General features: G+C 36.2%; 29 protein-coding genes, 1 pseudogene and 2 CRISPR repeat arrays. Of the genes and pseudogenes, 14 read left to right on the forward strand and 16 right to left on the reverse strand.

The genetic code is table 11. The features are described 5' to 3' along the window. Positions 1 to 30 precede the first annotated feature (30 nt). From IC619_RS15310 to IC619_RS15350, 10 genes are all read right to left on the reverse strand, one after another. The gene (locus IC619_RS15310) at positions 31 to 441 is read right to left on the reverse strand and encodes an ArpU family phage packaging/lysis transcriptional regulator (protein WP_191141050.1); all 411 of its coding nucleotides are present in this window, start codon (positions 439 to 441) and stop codon (positions 31 to 33) included. Between the two features lie 17 nt (positions 442 to 458). After that, positions 459 to 1,016, reverse strand: coding sequence for a hypothetical protein (locus IC619_RS15315; RefSeq protein WP_191141051.1), 558 nt, complete (start codon positions 1,014 to 1,016; stop codon positions 459 to 461). Between the two features lie 226 nt (positions 1,017 to 1,242). Next, complete coding sequence (locus tag IC619_RS15320) at positions 1,243 to 1,782, reverse strand: hypothetical protein (protein ID WP_191141052.1); 540 nt, start codon at positions 1,780 to 1,782, stop codon at positions 1,243 to 1,245. Between the two features lie 160 nt (positions 1,783 to 1,942). Further along, a complete protein-coding gene (dnaB, locus tag IC619_RS15325) occupies positions 1,943 to 3,271 on the reverse strand; it encodes a replicative DNA helicase (protein WP_191141053.1) in 1,329 nt (442 codons plus the stop codon). After that, complete coding sequence (locus tag IC619_RS15330) at positions 3,264 to 4,106, reverse strand: hypothetical protein (RefSeq protein ID WP_191141054.1); 843 nt, start codon at positions 4,104 to 4,106, stop codon at positions 3,264 to 3,266. Before IC619_RS15330 ends, dnaB begins: the two co-directional genes overlap by 8 nt. A gap of 156 nt (positions 4,107 to 4,262) precedes the next feature. Continuing rightward, positions 4,263 to 4,526, reverse strand: a complete 264-nt coding sequence (locus IC619_RS17475) for a hypothetical protein (RefSeq protein ID WP_488212620.1) — start codon at positions 4,524 to 4,526, stop codon at positions 4,263 to 4,265. Further along, complete coding sequence (locus IC619_RS15335) at positions 4,526 to 5,530, reverse strand: hypothetical protein (protein WP_191141055.1); 1,005 nt, start codon at positions 5,528 to 5,530, stop codon at positions 4,526 to 4,528. Before IC619_RS15335 ends, IC619_RS17475 begins: the two co-directional genes overlap by 1 nt. Beyond that, on the reverse strand, positions 5,527 to 5,778 hold the full coding sequence (locus IC619_RS15340; RefSeq protein ID WP_191141056.1) for a DUF7667 family protein: 252 nt from the start codon (positions 5,776 to 5,778) through the stop codon (positions 5,527 to 5,529). The genes IC619_RS15335 and IC619_RS15340 overlap by 4 nt, the downstream gene beginning before the upstream one ends. Next, positions 5,748 to 5,942: a hypothetical protein gene (locus IC619_RS15345; RefSeq protein WP_191141057.1), complete on the reverse strand. Its 195-nt coding sequence runs from the start codon at positions 5,940 to 5,942 to the stop codon at positions 5,748 to 5,750. The genes IC619_RS15340 and IC619_RS15345 overlap by 31 nt, the downstream gene beginning before the upstream one ends. 32 nt (positions 5,943 to 5,974) lie before the next feature. Next, positions 5,975 to 6,175, reverse strand: coding sequence for a helix-turn-helix domain-containing protein (locus IC619_RS15350; protein WP_191141058.1), 201 nt, complete (start codon positions 6,173 to 6,175; stop codon positions 5,975 to 5,977). A 141-nt stretch (positions 6,176 to 6,316) separates the two neighbouring features. On the opposite strand from IC619_RS15350, the gene IC619_RS15355 reads away from it, so the two are divergent. Genes IC619_RS15355 through IC619_RS15365 form a run of 3 tightly spaced genes read left to right on the forward strand, consistent with a single transcriptional unit; the run spans position 6,317 to position 7,250 of the window. Then, positions 6,317 to 6,625: a helix-turn-helix domain-containing protein gene (locus tag IC619_RS15355; protein ID WP_191141059.1), complete on the forward strand. Its 309-nt coding sequence runs from the start codon at positions 6,317 to 6,319 to the stop codon at positions 6,623 to 6,625. A 5-nt stretch (positions 6,626 to 6,630) separates the two neighbouring features. Next, positions 6,631 to 6,897, forward strand: a complete 267-nt coding sequence (locus tag IC619_RS15360) for a hypothetical protein (RefSeq protein WP_191141060.1) — start codon at positions 6,631 to 6,633, stop codon at positions 6,895 to 6,897. A gap of 11 nt (positions 6,898 to 6,908) precedes the next feature. Next, positions 6,909 to 7,250, forward strand: a complete 342-nt coding sequence (locus IC619_RS15365) for a hypothetical protein (RefSeq protein ID WP_191141061.1) — start codon at positions 6,909 to 6,911, stop codon at positions 7,248 to 7,250. A 78-nt stretch (positions 7,251 to 7,328) separates the two neighbouring features. On the opposite strand, the gene IC619_RS15370 is transcribed toward IC619_RS15365, so the two are convergent. Next, positions 7,329 to 7,535: a helix-turn-helix transcriptional regulator gene (locus IC619_RS15370; protein ID WP_191141062.1), complete on the reverse strand. Its 207-nt coding sequence runs from the start codon at positions 7,533 to 7,535 to the stop codon at positions 7,329 to 7,331. A gap of 158 nt (positions 7,536 to 7,693) precedes the next feature. Here IC619_RS15370 and IC619_RS15375 point away from each other — a divergent pair, with 158 nt between their 5' ends. The 4 genes and pseudogenes from IC619_RS15375 to IC619_RS16915 all read left to right on the forward strand — a co-directional run. Next, entirely contained in the window at positions 7,694 to 8,119 is a 426-nt protein-coding gene (locus IC619_RS15375; RefSeq protein WP_191141063.1) for a helix-turn-helix domain-containing protein, read from the forward strand. Positions 8,120 to 8,652: 533 nt separating this feature from the next. Beyond that, the gene (locus tag IC619_RS17245) at positions 8,653 to 9,954 is read left to right on the forward strand and encodes a tetratricopeptide repeat protein (protein WP_191141064.1); all 1,302 of its coding nucleotides are present in this window, start codon (positions 8,653 to 8,655) and stop codon (positions 9,952 to 9,954) included. A gap of 677 nt (positions 9,955 to 10,631) precedes the next feature. Beyond that, a CRISPR array of direct repeats spans positions 10,632 to 11,391; the repeat unit is 30 nt; unit sequence GTTTAAATACATCTCATGTTAATGTTCAAC. A 323-nt stretch (positions 11,392 to 11,714) separates the two neighbouring features. Beyond that, positions 11,715 to 12,665: a CRISPR direct-repeat array (repeat unit 30 nt; unit sequence GTTTAAATACATCTCATGTTAATGTTCAAC). Between the two features lie 1,588 nt (positions 12,666 to 14,253). Beyond that, positions 14,254 to 14,979: a glucosaminidase domain-containing protein gene (locus IC619_RS17250; protein WP_191141217.1), complete on the forward strand. Its 726-nt coding sequence runs from the start codon at positions 14,254 to 14,256 to the stop codon at positions 14,977 to 14,979. Between the two features lie 193 nt (positions 14,980 to 15,172). Further along, a pseudogene (locus IC619_RS16915) lies at positions 15,173 to 15,253 on the forward strand (alpha/beta-type small acid-soluble spore protein); the annotation flags it as partial. A gap of 264 nt (positions 15,254 to 15,517) precedes the next feature. Here IC619_RS16915 and IC619_RS15395 read toward each other — a convergent pair. From IC619_RS15395 to IC619_RS15410, 4 genes are all read right to left on the reverse strand, one after another. After that, a complete protein-coding gene (locus tag IC619_RS15395) occupies positions 15,518 to 15,673 on the reverse strand; it encodes a hypothetical protein (RefSeq protein ID WP_213260955.1) in 156 nt (51 codons plus the stop codon). 502 nt (positions 15,674 to 16,175) lie between these two features. Continuing rightward, positions 16,176 to 16,388, reverse strand: coding sequence for a hypothetical protein (locus tag IC619_RS15400; RefSeq protein ID WP_191141198.1), 213 nt, complete (start codon positions 16,386 to 16,388; stop codon positions 16,176 to 16,178). 60 nt (positions 16,389 to 16,448) lie between these two features. After that, positions 16,449 to 16,838 (reverse strand): hypothetical protein, encoded by a 390-nt coding sequence (locus tag IC619_RS15405; RefSeq protein WP_191141199.1) that lies wholly within the window; start codon positions 16,836 to 16,838, stop codon positions 16,449 to 16,451. Next, positions 16,831 to 17,625, reverse strand: a complete 795-nt coding sequence (locus IC619_RS15410; RefSeq protein WP_191141200.1) for a ParA family protein — start codon at positions 17,623 to 17,625, stop codon at positions 16,831 to 16,833. The genes IC619_RS15405 and IC619_RS15410 overlap by 8 nt, the downstream gene beginning before the upstream one ends. 321 nt (positions 17,626 to 17,946) lie before the next feature. On the opposite strand from IC619_RS15410, the gene IC619_RS15415 reads away from it, so the two are divergent. Beyond that, positions 17,947 to 19,017 carry a sulfite exporter TauE/SafE family protein gene (locus tag IC619_RS15415; RefSeq protein ID WP_191141201.1) on the forward strand — a complete coding sequence of 357 codons (1,071 nt, stop codon included), beginning with the start codon at positions 17,947 to 17,949 and terminating at the stop codon, positions 19,015 to 19,017. 66 nt (positions 19,018 to 19,083) lie between these two features. On the opposite strand, the gene IC619_RS15420 is transcribed toward IC619_RS15415, so the two are convergent. Then, the gene (locus IC619_RS15420; RefSeq protein WP_191141202.1) at positions 19,084 to 19,377 is read right to left on the reverse strand and encodes a hypothetical protein; all 294 of its coding nucleotides are present in this window, start codon (positions 19,375 to 19,377) and stop codon (positions 19,084 to 19,086) included. Between the two features lie 164 nt (positions 19,378 to 19,541). Here IC619_RS15420 and IC619_RS15425 point away from each other — a divergent pair, with 164 nt between their 5' ends. The 6 genes from IC619_RS15425 (at position 19,542) to IC619_RS15450 (ending at position 26,197) form a co-directional block, all read left to right on the forward strand. Beyond that, positions 19,542 to 19,832 carry a hypothetical protein gene (locus tag IC619_RS15425; RefSeq protein WP_191141203.1) on the forward strand — a complete coding sequence of 97 codons (291 nt, stop codon included), beginning with the start codon at positions 19,542 to 19,544 and terminating at the stop codon, positions 19,830 to 19,832. A 174-nt stretch (positions 19,833 to 20,006) separates the two neighbouring features. After that, the gene (locus IC619_RS15430; protein WP_191141204.1) at positions 20,007 to 20,300 is read left to right on the forward strand and encodes a hypothetical protein; all 294 of its coding nucleotides are present in this window, start codon (positions 20,007 to 20,009) and stop codon (positions 20,298 to 20,300) included. A 368-nt stretch (positions 20,301 to 20,668) separates the two neighbouring features. After that, positions 20,669 to 21,982 (forward strand): AsnC family protein, encoded by a 1,314-nt coding sequence (locus IC619_RS15435; protein WP_213260957.1) that lies wholly within the window; start codon positions 20,669 to 20,671, stop codon positions 21,980 to 21,982. Between the two features lie 724 nt (positions 21,983 to 22,706). Next, positions 22,707 to 22,880, forward strand: coding sequence for a hypothetical protein (locus tag IC619_RS15440; RefSeq protein WP_191141189.1), 174 nt, complete (start codon positions 22,707 to 22,709; stop codon positions 22,878 to 22,880). Positions 22,881 to 23,469: 589 nt separating this feature from the next. Beyond that, on the forward strand, positions 23,470 to 24,849 hold the full coding sequence (locus IC619_RS15445) for a coproporphyrinogen-III oxidase family protein (protein WP_191141188.1): 1,380 nt from the start codon (positions 23,470 to 23,472) through the stop codon (positions 24,847 to 24,849). 139 nt (positions 24,850 to 24,988) lie between these two features. Next, positions 24,989 to 26,197: an MFS transporter gene (locus tag IC619_RS15450; protein ID WP_191141187.1), complete on the forward strand. Its 1,209-nt coding sequence runs from the start codon at positions 24,989 to 24,991 to the stop codon at positions 26,195 to 26,197. Position 26,198 lies beyond the last annotated feature (1 nt).

Raw genomic sequence — 26,198 nt, forward strand, 5'->3', positions numbered from 1 at the left:
AAAATGAAATGCTTTACAAATATAACAAATTCATTGTATTAACTCTAGTGTTCCAGCTATTTTCAGAATTGCTTCTTTCTTTATTCTGAAGTATGTTCGTTCAGCTAGACCAAGTTGTTCACTAATGGTAATAGCAGTCTGATTGTCATTGTTTTTGAAATATGTTTCCGTAATCACCATGCGTTCGTGAAAGTTGAGAGTTTTCAATGCATCTTCCAACTCTTTAATCCGTTCATACTTTTTTGCCCGCTTTATCCCATATTTTTCTGTACTAGAAGCGTACTCCTTTTCTCCATGCCCGAACATCTCTTCATAAATCGGTACACAGGACGGGTACAGCTCCTCGTTGGATTCTTGTATCGTCTGTTTTACCCATGGATATGCTTTCAACATGGCTTCGACCTGTTTCCTATAGTCTGGTTTATTGGTTGCTGCTCCCATCCTGACCCCTCCTGTTATTAATTGATTTCTTGAAGCTGTTTAGAAACTAATTCACAGAACTCAGATGTTCCGTGAATTCTAAAGGTAATTTCACTGTCAAATTCAAATGTTAACATCCAGTTTTTATTTAAGCCCAGTAGCCCTGTATAGCCTGTACCACCTTGATCGGGGGGATTTTCAGTCAGTAGCCAATACAAAGGAAATAGGGGATCATCTCCACAACGCTTTAAGCTATAGTTACCCACTACTTCAGCAATTCTAGCTATTCCACAATGAATGTTGACATTAAAGTAGTGACAACCCTCATTTAGATTCAATTGTCTACATGCTTTGAGAATGGTGTCATTTAGATCCTTAGGTGAAAATTTTGCAGTGTTTGGGTTGTGGACGATAGAATCCACAAATACGTAGCCTGTTCTTAATTTTGTATGATAAAGAACTTTTTCCGTATCAAAGTGATCGTCCTCTAAGTAGTTTTCTAAATAATCTTCTGGAAAAATGTGTTCCTCAAGCCACTCTTTAATTTTTTTTGACTGTTCATTATCTAATTCATCAATGAACTTCCCTCTATCCATATCACTGACCTCTAATCTTATTTAAGTATTAAATCATGGTAATTCTATCATTTCACCCCGTCTCCTTTAGATTCAGCGTTCCCTGTTCCTTCGGCTTCATCTTGTGACCACATCCGCATATTGCCACTTCGATTTTCACATATACGGTAACAATCGTTTTATCACATCTACTACACACGTAAACCGTCTTTTTTTTTCACCTTCGTCTCCTTCTTCCCAGAATGCTTCATCTGATCACCTCAAGTTGCAATTTCGTTTTACGTGCGTGGAGAAGCTTTGCCTTACCTTCTTTATGTGAAACTGGCTGAACACGTTTTGCCAGTAGATCAATCAGAATGTTTTTTCCTTTCATTTGGATCCCTGAGTACTCTAGACACTTGAATGGTATGTCTTGCACGTAAAAGAATCGACCTGGGCGGTAGTCTAAAACCGCTTGCTTGTAGTCCGAGTAAGTATAGAACCCGTGTGATAACTTAGCTCTTAATGTCAATGACAATTCAGCTATGTGTGATCTGTCTAGTGTGGCTGACGTTGACCTAGGTATTTCCTTTTGAGGATCTTGCAACGTATACCATACGATTAAATCACCGCCGTAACCATCTACTTCAATTTGTTCGACTCCAATGATGAGCCAACTCTTATTTTCATGTTCGAGTACATCGCCAATCACTGGTGGTGGGTTTGTGTGAGCTTTAAAAGCGTTATCTTCTAACCATTCGTAGGTGAAAAGTTTAAAATCTTTTTTTACTGTTATGATGGGTTTCATTATTCACGCCCCTCACTGGATCGTGCTTCTAAACTCTGCGAAACCTTCCATGACTTCGCCATAGTCTGTGTCTGGGAATGCGTCCCGTGCGTCGGTTATAGCTGGCATCTTACCTGATGCCATGTATGTCTGTTTGAGTCAGTTATATACGTGCCATTGATTATGCATGTTGTGCCACCCTTTCTTTTGCTGTATCCCAATCAAAAAAACGGTTAGTTTCCTTGATGAATCCAAGTTTCACAATGCCAGTAGGTCCATTTCTTTGTTTCCCAATAACAACTTCAACCGTGTTTTTTTGTTCAGTATCAGGTTTGTAGTACTCGTCACGGTAAAGGAACATAATTAAATCCGCATCTTGTTCAATGTCGCCACTTTCGCGCAAGTCACTCATCATTGGGCGCTTATCATCTCGTTGTTCAACCTTCCTGCTTAGTTGAGCTAGCACTATAACAGGTATATCAAATTCTTTTGCCATGTTCTTGAGTTGGCGTGTGATTTCACCTACTTCTAAATGACGTTGTGATCTGCCTGAACCTTTCACGTATTGCAAATAATCAATGATGATACAGGACAACCCACGTTCCCTCTTTACTCTTCTAGCCTTAGATTTCATCTCAAGTACAGACAGTCCGGCTTGTTCATCCATAACCAATTGTGCTTTTCCTAACGCTCCCATAGCCTCGGTATATCTCATATACTCATCAGGTTGGAGAAGCCCTGAGTTCATTTTCTGGATATTGATAGACGCTTCCGCAGCTACCATTCGTCTTACTAGTGATTCCTTGTTCATTTCTAGTGAAAAGAATAGAACAGTTTGATCCTGCTCTATACTTACATTTCTTGCAAGTTGTAGTGCAAAAGCTGTTTTTCCCATTGATGGACGTCCACCAACAACAATTAAATCTCCACTTTTAAAGCCGGTTGTTTTCAAATCCAGGCTTTTAAATCCTGAAGCGACACCAACAACACCTTCTCCTTTATGGTATAACTCCTCGAATTTATCCCCAAAATCCATCAGCGCATCCATCATAGTTGCCATTGTATCTGTAGTTGTAGTGGTGTCTGTGATTTTAGATAAGGCTGCTTCTGATTGTCCAATAACTTCTTTGATTTCATCCGTACCTTTTAGATTTCCAGACTGTGTTAATGTGTGTCCCACTTTCATTGCTTCCCGTAGAGACCAAAGTGTCTTTAGTCGTTGTGAATGATGACGAATAGTTACTGTAGATGCAACAGAATTAACGATTTTCGTTATTTTATCAATGCCAATGCCGATTTCTGTTAGAAAGTGAGCCATATGGATAATGTTGACTAGTGTTTGATCTTCTTGCCAGAGATTAAATATTTTCTCACATAGCTTTTGATACTGTTGGTGATAAAAATGACTCGGCTTGATAATGTCTACCACGTCTGAGATACATTCGGGATCAAAGATCATGGAACCAATGATTTCTTCTTCTAGGCTGCTATCAAAAGCATTATTAGACATTTGCCACACCCTTTCGTTTTTTCTGTCTTTGTTCCATCAGCGCTAGCATTTCAGCTTCTAATTCATCTTGTTTGCGAATGTCTTCTTCAGAAGGTAAGTTATAACGTCCAGATTCAATCGGGATTACATTAGAATTGATGTTCCACCCTGTTGTTATTGCGTACCAAACAGCCCCATAAGGGTTTTCTTTTGGCTTTCCAGACTGTTTGTAATAGGTCTGGGTTTCCTCAATTGCATCTTCTATTGTTTTTTCATGTTTGTTTGAAAGATTAATTAGATTGACTGCACTCTTAGGTGTTATGTTTAAGTTGAATATTTTTTCAAATTGATCTTGAACAGCTACGACATCTTTTTGCTCAATTAATTTTGGTTTCGGCTCCCTCGGTTGTTGTTGTTTACATTCTTGTTCATTCTTTACATTCTTGTTAGTGGTTAGTTCTTGGTTAGATGTCGGTTGGTTCTCGGTTAGGTCTTGGTTAATATCTTGGTTAGTTTCTTTTGATGTATCTTGATAAAGCCCCCAATTTACTACAGTTATAAGGCGTCCAGTCTTGGTTGATTTGTTGGTTAAAAATCCCCATGTTTCTAATTTCTTTAGAGTAGTTTTTATGTTTTGCTCGGTTACATCTTTAGCGCAATTTTCCTTAATGCTCTTCACTGATGTGACAAATTGACCAGGCTTTGCTGTGTGAATTTCTCCTTTATATTCCCATTGATTTTCCTTGTGATTAGCCATGAGTAAGATAGTCATTAAAACGTCTCTTTGCTTGCTATTTAATGTTCTGTACATATCGCTTTGTAAAATCTTGCGATGTAATTTAACCCATCCTTCCAAACTCTCCGCCCCCTGTATATGAAAGGGCGGAACCCCGCCCCGATTCTGTTTATTCGACTACATGTAGTCCGCTTTTGTATTTCAAATCTGACTCAAAAAAAGCTCCGCACTTGTCCGTCACAAACATCCGACCATAGCTCGCCAAGGGAGGCGGTACTAGACCGCCCATTTATTTTGTTGTGCTCTCTTGATGCATCGTTGACATGTGACTACCCGTGCCTCGTCCGTCCTCGTGTTCACGTTCAGTAGCTCGTGTGCTAACTGGTTTCGTATCCTAGCTCCGCACAAGAACTCACCGCTACGTTCACCCTCCAGCAAGAGTATGTGACCTGTGCGCCCTCGTATCTCTGCACAATCTCGCTTGCGTATCCCCGTAACCGTTGTAGCTCGCTTCCATTGGATCGGAATGTTGAGGGTCATCACATCTCACCGCCTTGGGATGGCGCGAAAATGTCTTCTAATTCGGCATCCGTGATGGGTGCATGTGAGTCTGCTTTTTGTTCTGTTACATCCGTGTAATCAGCGTCAATGACTGGTGCTGGTTCCGGCTGTGCCATGTGAGCTTTTGCGATTTCTTTCAATTCCTCGCTAGTATGTTTATTGAAATATTCATAGATTGTCTTTAATTCATGTATATCCAAGTCCGTTAGGCTGTCTTTATGTATCTCAGCCTTGAGGATGGCTTTGCGTTCCTCTTTGGTCAACTTTTTGTTAGTCTCTGCCTCTATAGCTATAGCACTTCGTCCGCGCTTCAATTTGTCTTCTAGTGTGCTTTGGAAATTCTGTTGTTGTTGCTGTGGTGTAGGTTGTTCGCGCTGTTGTTGGAACTGTGGCATATCCTCGACATCTTGCGTGAAGAATTCGCTTGTGCCGGTTGCTTGGAGAGTTGCTCCCACCAACGCTCGCTTGATAGCCATCTTTTGCAATGTGTTGACTTGGCTGTATATATCATCGTTATTGATACGATACTTATCTTTTTTCTTTTGAAGTTCATTGATGTTTAAACCCATTCTCTCGACTTCCCATTTCTTTACCCAACGGTAAGCGTATTTGCTCTCCTTGCTATTGCATGATCCTTCGCATTCTGCAACTGTCAGCTCATATGTTGGATAGGTTTTAACAATTGTGACCTTGTATACGTAGTGGAAGAACCCTTTTTCCCAATCCTCTATGTGTCGTACTTCGCTAACTTTGTGACCAAATCCAAAGCATTGTAGAAGTCGTTCTGCACCAGGCTTTAAAAGTGTAGGTTTTGGTGTTGATGGGATTTTATCGTAATCAATGCCTTTACGTAGTGCATCTTGCTTTAAGTGGTCTAGCTCTTGGATGAGGTTTTTAGCTTCTCCAGATGTCATGCTAAGAGTGGGTACATAGTTGCTTGTTTGTTGTTCTTCTTGTGCGACTAATTGTAAATGACTATTCATTCAATACCGCCTCCTGAGTTGAAATGCAATGCGTCAAGCCTTAGTCCTGCGTCGTTCTCCCAGTCTCCATCACCGATACTTGTTGCAAGATCGGCTATCTGATTCAGTTGACCGCTCAGGATTAGATAGTCTACGTTCTCATCCAATGGAGTTTTGATGTCGCGTAAAAATTCCTTCTCTGAATAGAAACCCTTGCGATATTTGAACCAGATTTCGCCTAACTGGTGATGACAGGCTTGTGGGTGCATTGAATCTCATCTCCTTTCGTGGTATACTGACTCAAAATGTCTTTTCGAGATTTTTTACTTTTACGCTCACCGTTGCGCCGGTGGGCGTTTAACATTTCTTGGGAAATTAGTGCCTTGCGAAATGTAATTGCGCCACGCGTAACTTTTCCGATTGCGATCACCATTTTTTGTTCACCTCCCTTCAATAGTGAGGTACTCAAGCCGATTGTTCACGAAACAAATCTTCTAATGTGATGCCTAGTTCCGACGCAAATCTTTGTAACAGTTTGAAAGATGGTTCATATTTTCCATTTTCAATTCTGTTAATCGTTTCTCTAGTTACATCACATCTTTCAGCCAGTGCTTCTTGTGATAGATGCCTTGATTTTCTTAGGCTTCTAATGTTTGTGCGGTACACTGTGTTACCTCCTTCTAGTTATATTATGTGATATTAAACATCACATGTCAACCATATTGTGATATTTTTTATCACAGATTTTTCTGTGTATCCTCTGTACAATAGTTTTAGGTGATTTTGAAAATCACAGGAGGAATTAACATGTTTGATTTTGGTAAACGTATTTCTGAACTTAGGAAAAGTCAAAAATCTACTCAAGAACAATTCGCTATGATGCTTGATATCTCACGGGAGAATCTGAGTAGAATCGAAAATAATAAGATCACGCCTTCAATGTCGACTTTAAATAAAATCTGTGAAGTGACTGGGATATCTATAAAGCAATTCTTTAATCCTGAATCAACTTCGACTGATAACCCTGAATTAATTCGACTAATCGCATTAGCTGAAAGTCTGAACCCCGATCAACTCAGTTCACTTAACGAGTTCATCGAAAAGATAAAGGAGTGAACCCCATGAGCGACAACAATGAAATAACAGCTTTATTGAGCGCAATTCTTGAAGGACAACAAACGACTAATGCCAGACTTGATTCAATTGATAGTCGCTTAGATAAGATGGACACTCGTCTTTCCAATCTGGAATCCGATGTTTCAACGATTAAAGGTAATGTAGATTCCATAGAGCGAAGCCAAAAGATGCAAGAAAAGGCACTCGGAACTATTGCCATACGCACACTTGCTCATGATGCTGATTTGAGCGAACTTAAGAAAGCGGAATAGGAGTGACCCCCATGAGCGACAACCTTCTTCAACAGATTCTCAATGAGTTGAAAGAACTGAAAACCGATGTCAAAGAACTGAAAACCGATGTCAAAGAACTGAAAATCGATATGCAAGATGTTAAAGCCGACATCAACAAACTCGATCAAAAAGTAAACTTACTTGGTCAGGACGTTCAAGACGATGTTATCCGCGTGCTTAAACGTATTGATCACAACAACGATAGTGAACTTGAACACCGTATAGACGTTCACGAAGCACAGCTCGTTGATCATAAAGCTGTCATGGATACGCTTAGCGTCCGTTCTATTAAACTAGAAACGGATGTGCGGAAGTTAAAGAAAGCAGAATGACCTAGACACTCTCTCGCGAGGGTGTTTTTTTGTTGTAAGAATAACAACTGGTTAACTTTTTTCTCTTCACTAACATCTCTAGGCTGACTGTTTGCCGAAAAAAAATTCCACTGTATTGTCTAGTGTTCTTGCTATTTTTAAAGCGAGTTCGAGTGAAGGTGATTTTATGCCCCATTCAATATCTGATACATGCTGAACTGTAACGCCCAGCTTTTTTGCAAGCTTTTTTTGGGATAGTCCAAGTTGTTTGCGCTTTGTCCTTAATTCTACACGTGTAACTTTCATGGTATCACCCCTTTCTTTATTAAGTTGACTATATTATAATTATAGTCAACTTGTAGTTGTATATAAAGCCCTAGGCTGATTTTTTTCATAAAAATATTCACATGTGACCATCCTATAGGTTAGTATGTACTTATAGACACTTATGGATGGTGAAAATTATGGAATTCCGTTTCGATAGATTAAGAGAATTGAGACAAGAAAGAGGATGGAGCCAAGTAGAATTATCGAATCAGCTTAATGTCAGCAAACAAACGATAAATGACTATGAGCAAGGAAAGAAAAAACCGAGTCGGGAAAACTTAGTTGTGTTAGCTGGTTTCTTTGATACATCTATAGATTATCTCATGGGTAGAACCGACATCAGAGAGACTATAGATGAAAAGATTGTCCATTTAAAACGGAAAGAAGAACGCGTAAATGAACTTGAAAAAGGTATTAAATCAAGTAATCCAGATTTAGACTACATACTTAACAACACCACACCTACCTTCAAAGGTAAGCCAATAACTGAAGAAGATGCTGAGTTCTTCATTCAGTTTTTTGATAAGTTTTTAAAGCGATCAGACAAAAAGGATTCTGAGTGAGAATTTACCCACTCTTGCATGTAGGGGTCTTGTTGTATCACTTGGTTATAAAGCTCATCAAGTGTTGTTTCATTAGTATCTAGTGTTTTAGCAACTATGTTCATCTTATTTTTCAACAGTAGAATATTACATTCTTTGGTTTTACGTAAGTACATGATATCACCTCAGAGCATTATTGTATCACAAAAATGAGAACTCTTGTTCTCGTTTTTTATTAAAGTAATCTTCTATTTGGATTTAAATATATTTCATTCTCATTCTTGAGAAAATTCATCACGCTAATGTATTTACTTTCTATGATTAACATTTTAAATTAATTGCATAAATATAACAATACAAAATTTCACACACAAACCACCTCTAATTAACTTATTCATTGAACAAAAGGGTTTATTCAATGAATAAAAAGGAGCGAAAAACGAACTTCATTTAAAAAAACTATATGTAAATTATCAAAAAACACATTTATTCATTGAACTAAATTTGTATTCTTTGAATAAATATCAAAAAAAATTAGAAGGGTGTTGATAAAAGTGATCACAATCGGTCAGCGTAAGGTTTTTGGTCAAATTTTTAAAAAAACTAGAAAAGACCGAGGTTGGATTTTAGACGATGTTGTTGATAGTGTGATAAAAAAAACTACGCTTCATAGAATTGAAGTGGGGGATGAAACTGTAAGAGAGGAACTGCTAGACTATGTAGCTAATAAATATGAACTTGATATTCAAAAAATGAAAAAAGAGATAATTGCAAGTATTTCTGAAGAAGAACTTTGGATGATAGATGAACAAATAGAGCATAGAGAACTTGATAGAGCAAAAAAGAAATTAGACTCGATATATGCAAGTGAATTTTATGATTGGATCTGTTACCAGAATGCTAAAATATGTATGTATGATGAGAAAAAAGACAGAAATGCAGCAAAAAAACTTCTGACGAGTGCTGTAAAATACGCTGAGCAATACCAAGAAACGAATGGATATTTAAATATCTATAGTTGTGCTCATCACATTCTAAGTGTCATTTCATTTTTTGAAAACAATTTAGATGAAGCAATAAAACAAAACGAAATTGCAATTGCTAACTTCGAAAAGAACGGGGAACACCAAAAAAGCTATGGACTAATGCTAATGAACAGACTAGAATTGCTTGAGGCTAAAGGTTTACTATTTGAAGCAAGAGATACGATGGATGAACTAGAAGTTATTTGTAAAGGGTTAGATAGTCCGCTAGTAAAGAGTTATAAATATCAGTATAGAGCCAAGTTTTTCATCAAAGATAAGGAATATGAAGATGCGATCACAGAAATAAAAAAAGGTATAACATTAGCGAAAGACAACCATTTGCTTCATAGACATATGGAATTATATGTATTATTGGCGGATATTCACGCGGAACAAGGCAAAAACGACACAGCTAAAACATACTACCTTCAATCTTTAACTGTTGAAGATAAATTGATTGATAAGAAGATTGAGTCTGTTTCTCTTGCACATAATCGGTTTGGTAACTTCTACTTGAATCAATCAGAGTTTGAAAACGCTAAAGAACAATTTGAAAAAGGAATAAAATTATGTGAATCACAAAAATATAGTGGTGTAAATTATGTGGATTTACTTACAGGTTTAGGTGACTTTTTCCACGAATTTGATATTCTTGTAGCAAGAGGTCACTATATAAAGGCTTTTGATTTAGCGGTAGAACAAAATTTAACAAAGAAACAGAAAGTTATCTGCTCAAAACTATGTGATTGTTTTGATGACAATAAGGAAGAGAAGTTTAAGTACTTGAATTTATTTAAAACTATCTGTGATAAAGAGGAGATGGCAATATGAAAAATTTTCTAACATTATCAATTATATTCGTTATTCTATGGGGCTCTAATACTGGTGATGTAATACCACCATCTAATCCAACAGATGGAGCAACTTTAGCTATCGAATGTTGCTAACCCTGCCAAACGGTGGGGTTTTTTGTTATAGAAAATCCCCACTGCATCAGTGAGGATCGGGTTGTTGCTTTCGCTGCTTAAATACATCTCATGTTAATGTTCAACTCTTCAATTTTGCAACTATATCATCTACTACTCGAAGTTTAAATACATCCCATGTTAATGTTCAACATCCAAGTTTATCGATTTCCTAGAAAGTGACACCATGTTTAAATACATCCCATGTTAATGTTCAACCCCGATAAACACTGGATTCTTGATTACTAGGATATCTCATAACGATAGTAACATCAAGGGATTTATGTGTTTTATCCCAATCTATTACTGTAATTCAGGGTGTGATAAGGAAAGTAGCGTTAAACCCAGTCATATCAAGGGACTCGATCGATTGGATGGAAAGTGTGGTTGGGATAAAACTGATATGTAATAAGAAGTAAGTGGTGTTCTCACGAAGCATGAACCGAAAGCTATAGCAAGATGTTGTAACCCTGCCAAACAGTGGGGTTTTTTGGTATAGAAAATCCCCACTGCATCAGTGAGGATCGGGTTGTTACTTTCCCAGCTTAAATACATCTCATGTTAATGTTCAACTTTACAAACACTTAGAAACGGGATGTTAGACAACAAGTTTAAATACATCTCATGTTAATGTTCAACTAATGCCTATGCTTACGAGCAGTACGCGGTTGCTCTGTTTAAATACATCTCATGTTAATGTTCAACAGGGTATCGCATAAACCAGAAACATTTTGACTACTTGTTTAAATACATCCCATGTTAATGTTCAACCACCTCTAGCTACATCAAAACGTTTTACAAAATGAGGTTTAAATACATCTAATGTTAATGTTCAACGCGCTTTTTCGTGACAGATAAGTGCGGCGGCTACTTGTTTAAATACATCCTATGTTAATGTTCAACAATCATCATAAACCGAGCTGGACAACGCCAGGTAATGTTTAAATACATCTCATGTTAATGTTCAACGCGATGTTTTCCGCCCAATCGTTATCTCCAATCTGTGTTTAAATACATCTCATGTTAATGTTCAACAAGGCGGTCATTGACACCGAAAACGGAACCGACTTCTACGGGTTTAAATACATCTAATGTTAATGTTCAACGTTTTAAATGTTTACACTTAAAGAGTTACAAGAAAGTTTAAATACATCTCATGTTAATGTTCAACGAGCAGCGTGCGGAAATCGAGATACGAAAAATGAGTTTAAATACATCTCATGTTAATGTTCAACTTGAGACTTTCGAATACAAAGTGGTTAAGACGATTACGTTTAAATACATCCCATGTTAATGTTCAACCCCGATAAACACTAGATTCTTGATTACTAGGATATCTCATAACGATAGTAACATCAAGGGATTTGTGGGTTTTATCCCAATCTATTACTGTAATTCAGGGTATGATAAGGAAAGTAGCGTTAAACCCATTCATATCAAGGTATTTGATCGATTGGATGGAAAATGTGGTTGGGATAAAACTGATATGTAGTAAGAAGTAAATGGTGTTCTCACGAAGCATGAACCGAAAGCTTTAGCAGGATATTGTAACCCTGCCAAACGGTGGGGTTTTTTGGTATAGAAAATCCCCACTGCATCAGTGAGGATCGGGTTGTTACTTTCCCAGCTTAAATACATCCTATGTTAATGTTCAACGTTTATTATTTCGTTTTTTTGTCGTGCGCTTTTTGGGTTTAAATACATCCTATGTTAATGTTCAACCAAAGATGGAACCCTTGCAAATCAAGTCATGGGAGTTTAAATACATCTCATGTTAATGTTCAACGAACTTCTTTTCATTTGAGACTGCCATATCTAAAAAGTTTAAATACATCCTATGTTAATGTTCAACCATTCTCATGCTTGACAATGTCCTTGCCACAATCGGGTTTAAATACATCCTATGTTAATGTTCAACGAAAGTCATCACGCACATATGCACTGGGTAGCCAACTGTTTAAATACATCCTATGTTAATGTTCAACCAAGAACGAGAAATGAATATTTGCCGGCTAATAGAGTTTAAATACATCCTATGTTAATGTTCAACAATCTATCTTGGTCCTACAGGAGATCAAAAGTACATGTTTAAATACATCTCATGTTAATGTTCAACAATCTATCTTGGTCCTACAGGAGATCAAAAGTACATGTTTAAATACATCTCATGTTAATGTTCAACGAAAGATTCTTGGGTAAAAGGCCCAGCAGGTAAATAGTTTAAATACATCTCATGTTAATGTTCAACTCGGCGGTGCCGGTCGCTTCATGAAGGATTACATCGGTTTAAATACATCCCATGTTAATGTTCAACAAATCAGTTAAAAAAAGTAGTCCGAGAAGAATTCAAGTTTAAATACATCTCATGTTAATGTTCAACTACGGTACTTTTCAATACGGCTTTCTATCGGAACCAGTTTAAATACATCTCATGTTAATGTTCAACCGAGGGGCAAAGCGCAATTTTACTTGCTCCGAACCTGTTTAAATACATCTCATGTTAATGTTCAACTCTCCTTATGCCTTTAATCGTTCAGTGGTACACATGTTTAAATACATCCCATGTTAATGTTCAACCCCGATAAACACTGGATTCTTGATTACTAGGATATCTCATAATGATAGTAACATCAAGGGATTTGTGTGTTTTATCCCAATCTATTACTGTAATTCAGGGTGTGATAAGGAAAGTAGCGTTAAACCCAGTCATATCAAGGTGTTTGATCGATTGGATGGAAAATGTGGTTGGGATAAAACTGATATGTAATAAGAAGTAAATGGTGTTCTCACGAAGCATGAACCGAAAGCTCTAGCAAGATGTTGTAACCCTGCCAAACGGTGGGGTTCTTTGATGTAGTTGTATGGAAGAATTTTAGGAGGTTAATATGGAATACTTTGATTTAGAATTAACAAGAGAATATCTCAAAAGTGATAAATTTGAATATACTAGTAGAGATAGGTTAAAACCACCTAGAGTGAACAAGTATCTAATTGACAGAACTACTAAATTAGAAAAGTTTAATGATATTGTAATTTACACATAAAATTAAATCAGCAAAATAATGATTGATCCAGTTGGCGGAAAACACGACGTAGAACCGGTTACCTAGAGGAATCCCCATCGCATTCGACGCATAACCAAGAGACGTGACCCAACCTACATACATAACTAAACAAACCTACCAATATTCAAAGCATGGTAGGTTTGTTTCCACAATAATGTATTATACGATCTATTTATTCTATATTCACCTATTATACAGCATCTAACATACAAGTATGTTGGAGTCCAGATATACATCCTGCCAACAACGTAGATTCTGAAGATGTTGTAGCATCAACAACTCCACTAGTTCCATTGGATAAAAGCATAGCAAAGGCGATTGAGCTTACGAGTAATAGTTTTTTCATTTTTATCACTACTCCTAGTGTATTATTTACTATAATTATTCAGTATAAACTATAAATATTAATTTGTATACATTATTTAACATGAGAAGTAGTATTACATAGGTCAATAACCACTAACAAAAACGGGTGCTATCATAGCCCCCTCTAAAACAACTCCCCCTGCTTATACCGAACTTGCTCAAACATAGATTTTTTGTATGGTGTAGTCTGCATGATCTGCCCAGTAGTCGGTTAGAGGAATCCCCATTGTACGCGACGAATTACAAGGGGACGTGACCCAAGCATATATGCCTAGCCTAATCTATCTCAACGTGGCAACAGCAGCAGAAACCTTTTCCGAGTAGGTGATATCATGCTGCATGTTCTTTCGTACTTATACCACGAGTTGAAAGACTGGGCGCCTGTGCTGGTCCCAGTCTTGATCCGTTGGTACGAATTGAAACATATGTCTGCTAAGTAGCAGGCGACGGGTCACGTCAGTTCCATTATATCCGGCAAAGCCTTCTAGTATGCTAGGGGCTTTTTTATGTGTGATTTAAAATTTTTAATTATAATCAATTTATATTAATAGTAACTATTAGAATCGTTTATTAATATAATACTAATATAAATGAAAATAGAATGGGTTATCAAACATTGAAAGTAGTTATAGACCCTGGACATGGTTGACAGTGATGTAGGTGCTGTTATTGGAATAAGCGATACATTTATCGATTTCAAAGACCATTCAAATGATCAGAAGGAGGAAGATATCGTGAAGCTTAGCGTTCAAGATGCTTTTTCAGGTAAGATAAAAAGTATTGTATTAACTCAAGCATTGAATACACTTGAAGAAACCGTGTCTATACAGGAAGGTGTTAATCCTGTTAAATATGAGTCTGGTGCTTGGGTACCTGCGACATCCACAGATATATTAGAGTTTTGTGATCCGGCGCTTTCATTGGAAGGAAATCAGGTCATGCAACATATAAAATTAAGTAGTATTCCAGATATATCTATAGAGCATTTGAATGAATTTTTAGTTGGTAAAGGTGTGCTTGAAGAAGCTGGCATGATTTTTTTGGTTGCAGGAATGGTTTATCATGTAGATCCTATATATTTAGCAGTTCACTCTAGTTTAGAAACGGGAAATGGTAGTAGTAGACTAGCAAGAGGTGTAGTTGAAGGTTATGAAGGATACTACAACATGTACGGGATAAAGGCATGGACTGAATTAAATGGTGCAATATATGCAAAAGAACAGGGATGGGATTCCGTTTACAAAGCTATACTAGGGGGAGCAGAGTACATTGGATTTAATTATATACATGCAGGTCAAGATACATTGTATAAAATGCGCTGGAACCCACTGAATCCAGGTACACATCAATATGCAACAGACATCGCTTGGGCTAGTAAGCAGGCAAACAAGTTAGCTGATATCTATCTGGAATTTTTTTCAGATGTCGGATACCAGTGGGATATACCAATATATAAATAAATATGAAATATTCCTATTAATGTGTATAGTAAATAGTGTCGATTAGTCATAATATGGAAAAATGTTTATAATCTAATTTGGGTTAATCCACACCACTGGTGTATATTATCTTATATATCATGTCATTAATTAAATCATAAAATTTAAATTATTCGATAATCATCCCCGCTCTAACCAGCTTGTAGTAGCAGGTACAGCAAGCGCAAATGGCTCTATAGATGGCGAGATTACAAAGCATGCAGTTGCAATGGCTGAACAGTCGTTAGGAAACTAGCAAAAGAGGGTGTTGTAGTGGCACCCTCTTTTGCTAGTTCCCCTTGCTCATCCGGAATCTGATCAAACATAGATTTTTTGTATGGTGTAGTCTGCATGATCTGCCCAGTAGTCGGTAAGAGAAATCCTCATCGCATTCGACGAACAACCAAGAGACGTGACCAAATCTATATACATAACTAAACAAACCTACCAATATTCAAAGCATGGTAGGTTTGTTTCCACAATAATGTATTATACGATCTGTTTATTCTGTATTCACCTATTATACAGCATCTAACATACAAGTATGTTGAAGTCCAGATATACATCCTGCCAACAACGTAGATTCTGAAGATGTTGTAGCATCAACAACTCCACTAGTTCCATTGGATAAAAGCATAGCAAAGGCGATTGAGCTTACGAGTAATAGTTTTTTCATTTTTATCACTACTCCTAGTGTATTATTTACTATAATTATTCAGTATAAACTATAAATATTAATTTGTATACATTATTTAACATGAGAAGTAGTATTACATAGGTCAATAACCACTAACAAAAACGGGTGCTATCAATAGCACCCTGAATTATGACTGACTATTTTTTGTATCTAACTTGAACATAGTATACAAGACATGCGCTAATGTACGATAATGTAGCATAGACTAGAATTCCCCAAATAGGAATATCAACGAATATAGGCAAATAGTCAAATGATGTAGGAAAAAAAGAAACAATTACGTTTATTAATATAGCCCATACTGTAGTTATTAACGGACCTAGCCAAATTTTACGGGCTATTAATTGGGATAATAAGCCTGTAATTAAAGCAAAAATAGGATATAAGATTAATAGTATATTGAAGACATAAAATAGATCATAGGGTCCTATAAATTTTTCTAGTAAGTCTGTCATAAAGGTAACTCCTTAGATTTGTCTTTCTAAAACAGCTCCCCTTGCTCGTACACAATCTGCTCAAACATTCGCTCGAACTTCTTTTGCGTCATGACCTCGCCAATGGTCTGCACACCGTTCACATCAACAACACGATCATACGACAAAACCACATTGCGAGTTGTAACATCGTCTATTGTAGCACTCACGCCTGCATAGGGTGTTCCGGTGCGTCCGAGCCAGACTTCGCCTGTGTGCATAGGGGAGCCTCCTTGGGTTGATTTAATTGACCCAGTACGAGAGAATAGAACTAATGTTTGTTATTTGATTCCTAAATCCGATTTCACTTTATCAACATGTGCCTGGAGAGCATCGATAGTGAAATCTTGAAAGAAACCGGAATTCTTCGATAGTGGTACTTTCAATGCTTTACCGATCTGTTCTATCTCCTTGCGTAGTTCTTTGGGGATACGGACGTTATGTGGTACATGAGTTTCATATTTGGGCTTTTTCTTATACTTTGCATAACTCGGTTTAATGGCTGCTTCTTTTTCTATAGAAGGAGCCATTTTATCATCTTGTTGTGGGACTATTTTTGGCTTTTCTTCTATAGTTTCTGTATTTTCCTCTATTACTGGTTGTTCCTCTGTTATTTCTTCCTTTTTATCTTCTGGAAATAGCGGTTTTATTTCTTTTGATTTTCTACCCATTCTGTAACACCTCATCGAGCAATTTAAAGTAGTATTTGGCATGATCACCGTTCGGATCGGCTAGTACAATTGGCATTCGAGCAGATGCGATGAATTCTGGATATCGGATGGAGTCAGGGATTTTGGTATTCATAACCTTGATTCCTTTTAAGTTACAAAACGCATCAACTTGAGTCAAAACACCGCGATGTAAAAGGGTTTTTTTCTTTACCTTCATTGGAATGATCCCTTTTACTTCTGGAGATGTATCATACTGCTCTTTGTATACCTCAATTTTTTCAAGTAGCTGTATTAGTCCTTGTGCGTTGTAAGCGTCCGGCTCAAATGGTATGTAGATTTCGTCAGCTACCATCATAATCGATGCAGCAATAATTTTTAACTCTGGTGGGCTGTCAATGATGATACGGTCAAAATCGTCTAAAACGGGCTCTATTGCCTTTCTAAGCGTCAGTAAATACTCTCGGACATCTGCCATGCCTGGAAGTGTGTCCAATTCGTAATAGTTCATATCGTCGTTAGCAGGAAGCAGGTAGAGGTTAGAACAGTACTTGATTGGAACTATTGCATCCTTTACAGGGAGATCATTAACCAGGACATCATACAAAGCATTCTCTAGTTCATTTGGCTGAATCCCAAAGCTAAGTGCTTGGTTACCTTGAGGGTCAGCATCAATTATCAAAACTTTCCTATCAGGAAAACGTTTAGCATATGCAGCACCTAAGTTACAAGATACCGTAGTTTTCCCTACACCACCTTTGTTTTGTAGTATCGCAGTTACTTTCCCCATTTACACCACCCTTTACAAGTATTTTACAATCCAAGTCTATCACATAGAGAATAGCTATTAAATAAAGCTTTATAGAATCAGTGTTACGAACATTCTCTGTTACTTTTTTATCAACATTTAAACATTATTATAAAAGTTGCTAGCAACTTAGCTATTTAATTATATTTATCATACAAAAGTTGCTAGCAACTTTTGTAGTTAGTGTTGTATTGATCAAATAATCATATATAATAACATGTAAAAGAATATAAACAACTGATTATAAAGCACCAAATAAACAAAGATTATACATAACAAATAAAAAATAATGGAGGAATATAGATGTTAAACGATACAATAAAAAATGTAAGACAACCTAATTTCATTGTACGTTGTATTAATACTATTATAGAATTCTGCTATGATTTCAAACCGCTTTTTGGTGCACTTTTCAGCTTCCTTGGTAGGTTCTCTTTGGTGCTTGTTAATATCGTAATTTTGGCAGGTACAATCATATTTTCTGCGTCTCACTCACTTCAATTGCTTCGACAAGCTGGTGCTACAAATGGTTTAGAATGGGTGGCAATGGTTGTCTGGGAGCTTATTTTTATCTTCTCATCAATCATACTGGCAAATGATTTTAGAAAGGGAAATTGGAGGTCTGGCTGGGCACCATGGCTAGGATTTTTGATGGGATTTTTGTTTGTTGAAGTATCTAATGTAATGGGAATGGCTGACAATATTTTCGGCTTGGCGATAGGGGTCGGAACACCAATTTTGTTACTAATTAGTAAGGGTCTATTGGCCCATCAATTCAAAAATAAACGTCAGTTAATCACCAATGATAACGTCCAAAATAACAATGAAAAAAATGAAGATATTGTTGCTTCTATTGCTGATGAAGAAAGAAAATATACCAGTAATCAGCCAACTGAAATAGAAGAAGAAAATGACTACAATGAAACTAAAATAACGACCAATAATGATGAATCTATCGCCAATGAAATTACACCGCTTAACACCAAAAATAGTGATGAAATAGATAAGGCTAATGACTACCAAACGACAAATATAACTACGCAAAATATTGGTGATAGTAATGACGATAACAACCAAAATAAAATTAAACCTATCACCAAAAAACGAAGTACTAAGCGTAAGAACGTGATCTTTCTAAAAGACAAAAAACTACGCGGACAAATCGAAAATAAGCTGGAGAAAAGTAGAAAGAAAGATGAGATGAGATTGGCGGTTTCTGCGGTGTTTAGATTACAAGAAGAGAATAATGATTTCCCATCTAGAAGAGATGTTATGGAGTTGGCTAGGTGCTCTGACTATCAAGCGAAGGAAGCAATCAGAATTGCAAAGGAGATCATTGAGGATACACAACGAGCTGAAGCAAAAGAAGTGTAGTTGTTGAATAGAAAAAAACAATTAGGACTTATAGAAACTTCCTAATTGTTTTTTATTGAAATTATTTTATTTTGAAATTCTAGATAAGTACCCACTATAATAGCATTTCCATATTGAAAAATCATAGTCTATACATCCGTCCAACCATAATGTTCCACCATAGTAACCGCCATTATAATATTTACTAAACCATTTTGTTTGTGGTACAGTTTGTGTTTTATAAATGTAAGTGGATTCTTGAGTGTGAATTCTATCTAACACTACATTTTCGCCGTTTGAAACGGCATTAGCTTGAGTTACTGGAACGAATAAACCAAAAACTAAAGAAAGTGTAAACATGAAAATAACGGTTCTTTTCATAAATAACGCCTCCTGATTTTTTGATTGTAAATGTGGAACAAATATATTATATAATCAATTTTCTCAAAAAACAAAAAAATTTGCATTTTCACTATTTAATCATTGGAATTTAATGTATAATGAATTTGAATTAGGAATCTATGATAAATTAGGAGGTATTACTCATGAAGAAAGTTGTGACATCTCTTTTTGCTTCTGTCTTAATTTTTGGTTTGGTTATACCTATGAGTAATCAAGTCGACGCTGCTACCGCTTCTAATGCATCGCAAATTACTAGTTCTTCAGTTACAGAAACCGTAAATCCTAATTTTACACGTACAATAAGATATTGGTCTAAATCTGCTTGGCCTTGGATCCATGGAGTACCATCAATGATAAATTATGGCGGAAAAATTTTGTATAAAGAGTACTGCTTTGATGCTGGTTCAAGCTGGGGTTGCTATTATTCTGGTTAAATTTTTGGAAAAGATAAATTGTAGTTTGTAGTAGCAAACTGTGTCGGGACGCACAAAGGCGTCCTTTTTTGTGTTAAAATTTTATCTTCCTACTGTGACCAAAATCACACTAAACTTTATATTTTTTAATTAATATAAATAGTGATTGAAAATTTCACAATTGGAGTGATTAAAATGAAAAAGTTTGCATTAGTTACAATGGCGGTTTTCATGTTTTCATTCGGTCTATTTGCCAGTTATTCGGATGCTTCTGCTGCTCAAGGAAAATATGCATCTCAAACTGTTGAGTATTCGAAAATCAAATACCCTTCATGGCAAAACACACCAAGCCAAATAAATTATTACGAATCTATTAATGCTGGTGGAGCCGCCTATGCTGGAAAGATAGATCGTGTCTATTGTAAAACGAGTTTTAGTGGAAATACATGGGAGTGTTATTATAAAGGTTTTGTACCTTTGTATAACTAGTATTCACACAATAAATATCTATGAAAAAAGGACGCACATTGTTGCGTCCTTTTTTGTGATGGCTACGAATATAGCAAATTTGTTGTCGGAATAGGTGGCTTCTGGTAGAATTGAAGCTAGTAAACAATCTTTCAGAAAAATAAATCAGAAAATAAAATACAACGGATAAAATAAAAAACGACCTGTAGGGCAGGTCGCTCGAAGGTTGCAACTGCTACCAACAGTTACAGCCAGAAATGTTCGATTGAATTTACACTATTATTGTATCTATTTCTCGGAATACGGTCAACAGGGGAAATATCGGAAAATAGATAGAATAATGGTGAACAGAACCGAGCGACGCCCTGGAGGTCAGGGAGAAGGAAAAAATGTCTACATTAGTGCAAGCAAAACAGCTTGAACTTGAGTTGTGGCACGACTGCTATCTGTCGGAGCGGAAGAAAACGGGTTTCGTGGCTACTTTAGAGATGCCCGGTGGTTTTCAGCGTTACTGGGGGCTAAATGACATACAGAAGATGCTCACACACGCAGAGAGTAAACATGAGAGTGATATGTATCTCAGCTTGAACGCATTTAAGTATGGCAGCCGAAAGGAGACCGCTTTAAAACAGATCCGCAACATAGGTCTGGATCTCGATATCTACAAAATGGGTGCAACACTTGCAGAAGCAACTGACGAGGTACAAGCCTTGGTGCTAGATCGGATATTGCCAGAGCCAAACTTGGTCATAGGTAGTGGCCGTGGGCTTCAATTAATTTACGGTATAGAAGGCGGAGCATCACCGCAAATGGTCTGGATGTCGAGATACATTACTGCACAGTACACCATGAAGCTAGGCTTTTTAGGAGCGGATACACAGACGACTGATCCAACACGAGTGCTAAGGTTCCCAAATACGATTAACCAAAAGAACCAGGTCAAGGCTACTGTGGACATCTGGAACAACATAGAGTACGCATTACCTACCTTATATAGCTACTGTACACCAGTCGAGGAAACACGAAAATCGAGGCGGAAGATTAAACGCGAAATCGTCACGTTACCACCACCAAAGGGTATTGTTAACCTCTACAGCTTGAATACGAAGAAGAAAGATGATCTTGAGCTGTTGGTGACCCTACGTAACGGTCAGATGGTCGGCTATCGCAATACATACCTCTACACCTACTGCTTTACGGTGGCACTCATAGTGAAAGAGCAAGCCAGCACAATCGTTTTCGCTAGACAGATAAATGAGAAGTTCACAGAATCACTGCTGATAAAGGAAGTAATAGAGGTTGCAAAGTCTGCTTGCAAAGATGCATTGGCGTTTCTGAAGGCGTTTAGTGAGAATGAATATACTATGCGTGGGCTTAAAAGTGATCTGATCAAGCCTGAGAAGGCGTCTACTATTGTTAGAAAGCTGGAAATGACGAGTGATGAAGGCCAGCAAATGCGAGTACTGATAGATCAAGATATTAGACGTGATCGTAACACAGAGCTTGTGAGGGAAAAGCGGCGTGAAGAAGGTGTGAAGCCTAGGCAAGAGTATGAGAAAGTGCGTAAAGCTAAAGTTGATGATAAGTTAGATGTGTTGAGAATGGCGATAGTGGAAAACCCAAACGCTTCAAATTCGCAGTTATCTAATATCACAGGAATACCTAGAACAACTGTTATACGCTTAAAAAAAAGAATTACTTAGGTGTCCACGGTCTGTCATTATAAGAATAAATAAAAACATATGTTCCCTGTCCATTGTATGTCACTATAAACAAATATAATTGGACTGCTTTCTAATTTTTTCGGGTTTTAGTTACAATATTTTAGTTCTTTTTCTCTGTTTTTTTATTGGGGAACGGTCTCTGTATGCTTTGCATATACTGTTTATATTGCACATCTTATAAAGGAATTGTTATCTCTTTTGAGATGTTCTTTATTCAGCTTATTGGAGGATGGTTTGATGATCCAAAAGCTAGAGGAAACGATACGCGAAAATATAGTAAGCTCGTTTGAATTTGATTGCGAGTAAGGATTCGACTCTTCAGGAGGTAGCAATAGATGATTAAGCAAGCGGTCAACATCCAAGAAGCATTTTTGAGAGAGTTGAAGAATAAGAAGATACTATGAAAACGATTTAATACCTTGATATATAAGGGTTTTGACCATATACCTAGATATGAAACGTAAACTGGAAATTAGTAAAACACCACATATAGTATGTCTTTAGTAAGGTGAAGTGGTTTGTTTTTTCCAATTACATCAAGCGATGTATTCTACTTTGCGGTTTACAGCAGTTACTCTATCACTAAGCTTTAGTGGTCTGTAGATAGCTACTCTGTCGCTTGTATTAGGTGCTAGATCTGTTCCTTATATGGAAATATTTTCAGATGTGGCGGTTGAATCTGCTTTTGGTGGTCGTACCCCATATGAGATTGGCGGTATCTGCGGTATTTAGATTACAAGAAGAGACTAATGATTTCACATCTAGAAGAGATGTTATGGAGTTGGCTAAGTGCTCTGACTATCAAGCGAAGGAAGCAGTCAGAATTGCAAAGGAGATCATTAAGGATACACAACAAGCTGAAGCACGGGAGGCATAGGACATGGCGAATAATCGACAGCCAGTAATGGTGCAATTTAATTTAGACGATGCAAATGAACTAAATATTACGTATATATAGGTTTTTATATACTTTCTAAGTAAAAAAATTTGTATTAACAAGTATGTATTGACATATAAATTTTAATATAATAATATATGATACAAATCGAAGTAATAAGAATAGAATTTGATATTTAATTACTTCGTACATATATCAAATTCTGATTGAAAGCGAGGTGTGCAATAAATGAGTAATGAGTGGATTTCTGTAAAGAACGAGTGGATAGCTGTTTAATTTAATTTGATTCATCATCGAAAGATTACATGAAAGCGAGGTGTGTAATAAATGAGTAATGAGTGGATTTCTGTAAAGAATGAGTGGATAGCTGTTTAATAAAGAACTTGAGTACGCTTATTCTTTTTTTACCAAGTCATGAGGTTGGTAAAAAATGTACTTGTAATTTTTGTTGATTACTGATAATCAGACTAGTGTTAATATTATTAAGATGATAGACTTCCTGTCAGAGGGAAGTTGAAGCTATACATAATTCCCTCTGACAGGGAATTATTTTTTATGAGGTGAAAGAATGAGTTTAGGTATAAAAGAAATCCCATTTAAAGAGATACCAGCATTGTGGAACTTTTTTTATCCGGTAGTGGGTAATCTAGAGAAATCAAATGGAGCTTCTGCTCAAGCATTAGCAAAAGAATATCTAAATAAAAATGAAAAGAACAAAGGTCTTACAAGTTTATATTTACATATACCGTTCTGTGATACTATTTGCACTTTTTGCCCTTTTATAAAGACTACAAACTATATTAATAATCTAGAGCCATATCTCGATGCTTTAATCAAGGAAATAAGAATGTTGTCATCTACTCCTAAAATGAAGTCTAGGGTTATTGATGCAGTTTATATCGGTGGAGGAACACCATCTGTTCTTCAACCAGATCAAATAAGACGTCTCGGAGATGCAATTACATCCAACTTTGAGTTAGCAGAAGATTACGAGTGGACATTTGAATGCGCAGCACTGACTACTACTGAAGATAAAATTAAAGCAATGTCCGAAATAGGAGTAAATAGGGGCAGTTTTGGTGTTCAAACATTTAATGAGAAGTATAAAAAGATGTTCAATCTTCAGTGGACTGAAGATCAAGTACAACACACAAGGGATCTTATGATGAATTACTTCAATGCTTGTAACATGGACTTGCTTTATCATCTTCCAGGGCAAACCCATGAAGAGTTATTAGAGGACATAGAAAAATCAATTTCATTGAATACGTCAAGTATTGATGTCTACCCATTAGAATATTTGGCGACATCAAAGAAATTTTTGAATAGTATAAATAATAGTAAATACGAAAAACCTCCTGTACCAATTGAAAAGATTAATTATAACAAGCTAGTGTATGATCGATTAAATTCTAGTGGATATTTTCAAAACTATGTATATACATTTACAAAAAATGATGCAAAATATAAGAGGTTTAAGTTTAGTGAGACCATATATGGGGGTTATGAAGATGAATTTCTTGCCCTTGGAGTGGGAGGATACTCGACTGTTAAAGGTCTGTCTTACGGCAATGTAGATAATGTAGATGATTATATAGGCTTAGTATCCAAGGGTTCATTTCCAGTTGCTCAAGCAATGGAATATCATGCTTACGAAAGAGGACTCGTCTTTTTCCCTAAAAAAATGCGAATTGAGAAATCTCATTTGGAAAAATACAACTTAGAAGAATATTTCTACATAAAATTAAAATCTTTGAGAGAAAAAAACATGATATATGAAACGCAGGATGAATTTTTACTAACTGATGAAGGCAAGGCTTGGTTCGCTAATGTTATGGTAGAACTAATGCCTGTTAAACAAAAAAACGCCTTAGATTTTGCTATAAACAGTATGCAAAATAATAAAAACTGGAAAGAAGAAAAAAGAACAATCATCCCGAGTTTGTAAATGTAATAATTTTTATGGCAAAAAATATTATATGTGACGTTTTTTTATTTTAATTATAAAGTAAATATGTGGATTACGGGGTTAAACCTCTACTTCCTTTCAATTCATAAGAAGTAGAGGTTTATAGGTGGAGGTCAATATGTTACTTACGCAAAATAAAGATTTTCGGTATCTGTATTTAGGTCAACTTTTTTCTGTATTTGGTGATTGGATCAAGACCGTATCTTTAATTGGATTTATTTATCATTTAACCCAGAATGCAAATGCAACCGGATTATTGTTTATACTTGCTATTGTACCACAAATATTTATTTCTTTTATTTCTGGTCCCTTTATAGATAGATTCAATAAACGTAATCTGATCATTTTTCTTGACTTTATTCGTTTTCTATTAGGGCTTCTTCTTGTATGTGTAATGTATACGGAAAATCTATTTCTTATCCTAACTATTATATTGATAACAAATATATTCTCTGCTATATTTATTCCTACAAGATCAGCTTTTATTCCACAGATTACAAGAAAAGATGAAATTGTATCTGCAAATAATATTTTATTAATCAGCTTCAATGTCACAATGGCTGTATCAACAGCAATAGGCGGAATCATTCTTAGCTACATTGGATCATATAATGTATTAATTATTGCATCTATAATGTACTTAATATCAGCTTTATTGGTTTTATTAATTAAAGCTTCTAAGGGAGATGATAGTCAAGATACACCAAAAAGGTTCAATTCTTCATATCTAAAGGAATTGAAAGAGGGATACAAGTTTGTAAGGGATTCAACCTTGTTAAAAAGCACATTCCTATTAAATGGTATTAGAGATTTTGTTTTAGGTGCTGTCAATATTATGTTCAATACCGTGATTCTTGTTAGCTTTTCAATGGGTGATACGGGAATTGCTTATGGATATACAGCAACAGCATTGGGTTATATAGCATTGGGATTCTTTTCGAAGAAGCTTATAAAACAGGATATGCTTGAAAATAATAGAAAACTAGGAAACTTTTGTTTGATTTTTATAACTCTGTATGGCATATTATTAGGTATAGCATTTTCTATGGATTCGTTCTGGTTATTCTTATTGTTTATTCTGATCATGAATATTCCTCAAGGTCTATTAAATATATCGTTTGAATCAAGTATTATGCACAACACAAAAGATAGTCATCGTGGTAGAGTCTTTGCTTTTTTGGGAACATTTACTAAGTTAGGATATGTATTTGGTCTGTCTCTATTTATGATCCTCAGCAACTTTATAAGCATAGTAACATACAGCTGGGTAATGTGTCTAATGTTAATAGTTGCTGGGTTTATAAATAAAAAAATAAGTTCAATATAAA

Origin of the sequence: Polycladospora coralii (genome assembly GCF_014773435.2) — a bacterium.
Classification (GTDB): domain Bacteria; phylum Bacillota; class Bacilli; order Thermoactinomycetales; family Thermoactinomycetaceae; genus Polycladospora; species Polycladospora coralii.

Coding starts and splice junctions, on each gene's coding strand:
- IC619_RS15435 (WP_213260957.1), top strand. CDS start 20,669: ATGTCTACATTAGTGCAAGCAAAACAGCTTGAACTTGAGTTGTGGCAC.
- IC619_RS15335 (WP_191141055.1), bottom strand. CDS start 5,530: ATGAATAGTCATTTACAATTAGTCGCACAAGAAGAACAACAAACAAGC.
- IC619_RS15360 (WP_191141060.1), top strand. CDS start 6,631: ATGAGCGACAACAATGAAATAACAGCTTTATTGAGCGCAATTCTTGAA.
- IC619_RS15375 (WP_191141063.1), top strand. CDS start 7,694: ATGGAATTCCGTTTCGATAGATTAAGAGAATTGAGACAAGAAAGAGGA.
- IC619_RS15370 (WP_191141062.1), bottom strand. CDS start 7,535: ATGAAAGTTACACGTGTAGAATTAAGGACAAAGCGCAAACAACTTGGA.
- IC619_RS15410 (WP_191141200.1), bottom strand. CDS start 17,625: ATGGGGAAAGTAACTGCGATACTACAAAACAAAGGTGGTGTAGGGAAA.
- IC619_RS15395 (WP_213260955.1), bottom strand. CDS start 15,673: ATGAAAAAACTATTACTCGTAAGCTCAATCGCCTTTGCTATGCTTTTA.
- IC619_RS15310 (WP_191141050.1), bottom strand. CDS start 441: ATGGGAGCAGCAACCAATAAACCAGACTATAGGAAACAGGTCGAAGCC.
- IC619_RS15440 (WP_191141189.1), top strand. CDS start 22,707: ATGAGATTGGCGGTATCTGCGGTATTTAGATTACAAGAAGAGACTAAT.
- IC619_RS15415 (WP_191141201.1), top strand. CDS start 17,947: ATGTTAAACGATACAATAAAAAATGTAAGACAACCTAATTTCATTGTA.
- IC619_RS15420 (WP_191141202.1), bottom strand. CDS start 19,377: ATGAAAAGAACCGTTATTTTCATGTTTACACTTTCTTTAGTTTTTGGT.
- IC619_RS15340 (WP_191141056.1), bottom strand. CDS start 5,778: ATGCACCCACAAGCCTGTCATCACCAGTTAGGCGAAATCTGGTTCAAA.
- IC619_RS15355 (WP_191141059.1), top strand. CDS start 6,317: ATGTTTGATTTTGGTAAACGTATTTCTGAACTTAGGAAAAGTCAAAAA.
- IC619_RS15345 (WP_191141057.1), bottom strand. CDS start 5,942: ATGGTGATCGCAATCGGAAAAGTTACGCGTGGCGCAATTACATTTCGC.
- dnaB (WP_191141053.1), bottom strand. CDS start 3,271: ATGTCTAATAATGCTTTTGATAGCAGCCTAGAAGAAGAAATCATTGGT.
- IC619_RS17475 (WP_488212620.1), bottom strand. CDS start 4,526: ATGACCCTCAACATTCCGATCCAATGGAAGCGAGCTACAACGGTTACG.
- IC619_RS15450 (WP_191141187.1), top strand. CDS start 24,989: ATGTTACTTACGCAAAATAAAGATTTTCGGTATCTGTATTTAGGTCAA.
- IC619_RS15365 (WP_191141061.1), top strand. CDS start 6,909: ATGAGCGACAACCTTCTTCAACAGATTCTCAATGAGTTGAAAGAACTG.
- IC619_RS15430 (WP_191141204.1), top strand. CDS start 20,007: ATGAAAAAGTTTGCATTAGTTACAATGGCGGTTTTCATGTTTTCATTC.
- IC619_RS15425 (WP_191141203.1), top strand. CDS start 19,542: ATGAAGAAAGTTGTGACATCTCTTTTTGCTTCTGTCTTAATTTTTGGT.
- IC619_RS15315 (WP_191141051.1), bottom strand. CDS start 1,016: ATGGATAGAGGGAAGTTCATTGATGAATTAGATAATGAACAGTCAAAA.
- IC619_RS15445 (WP_191141188.1), top strand. CDS start 23,470: ATGAGTTTAGGTATAAAAGAAATCCCATTTAAAGAGATACCAGCATTG.
- IC619_RS15320 (WP_191141052.1), bottom strand. CDS start 1,782: ATGAAACCCATCATAACAGTAAAAAAAGATTTTAAACTTTTCACCTAC.
- IC619_RS15400 (WP_191141198.1), bottom strand. CDS start 16,388: ATGCACACAGGCGAAGTCTGGCTCGGACGCACCGGAACACCCTATGCA.
- IC619_RS15405 (WP_191141199.1), bottom strand. CDS start 16,838: ATGGGTAGAAAATCAAAAGAAATAAAACCGCTATTTCCAGAAGATAAA.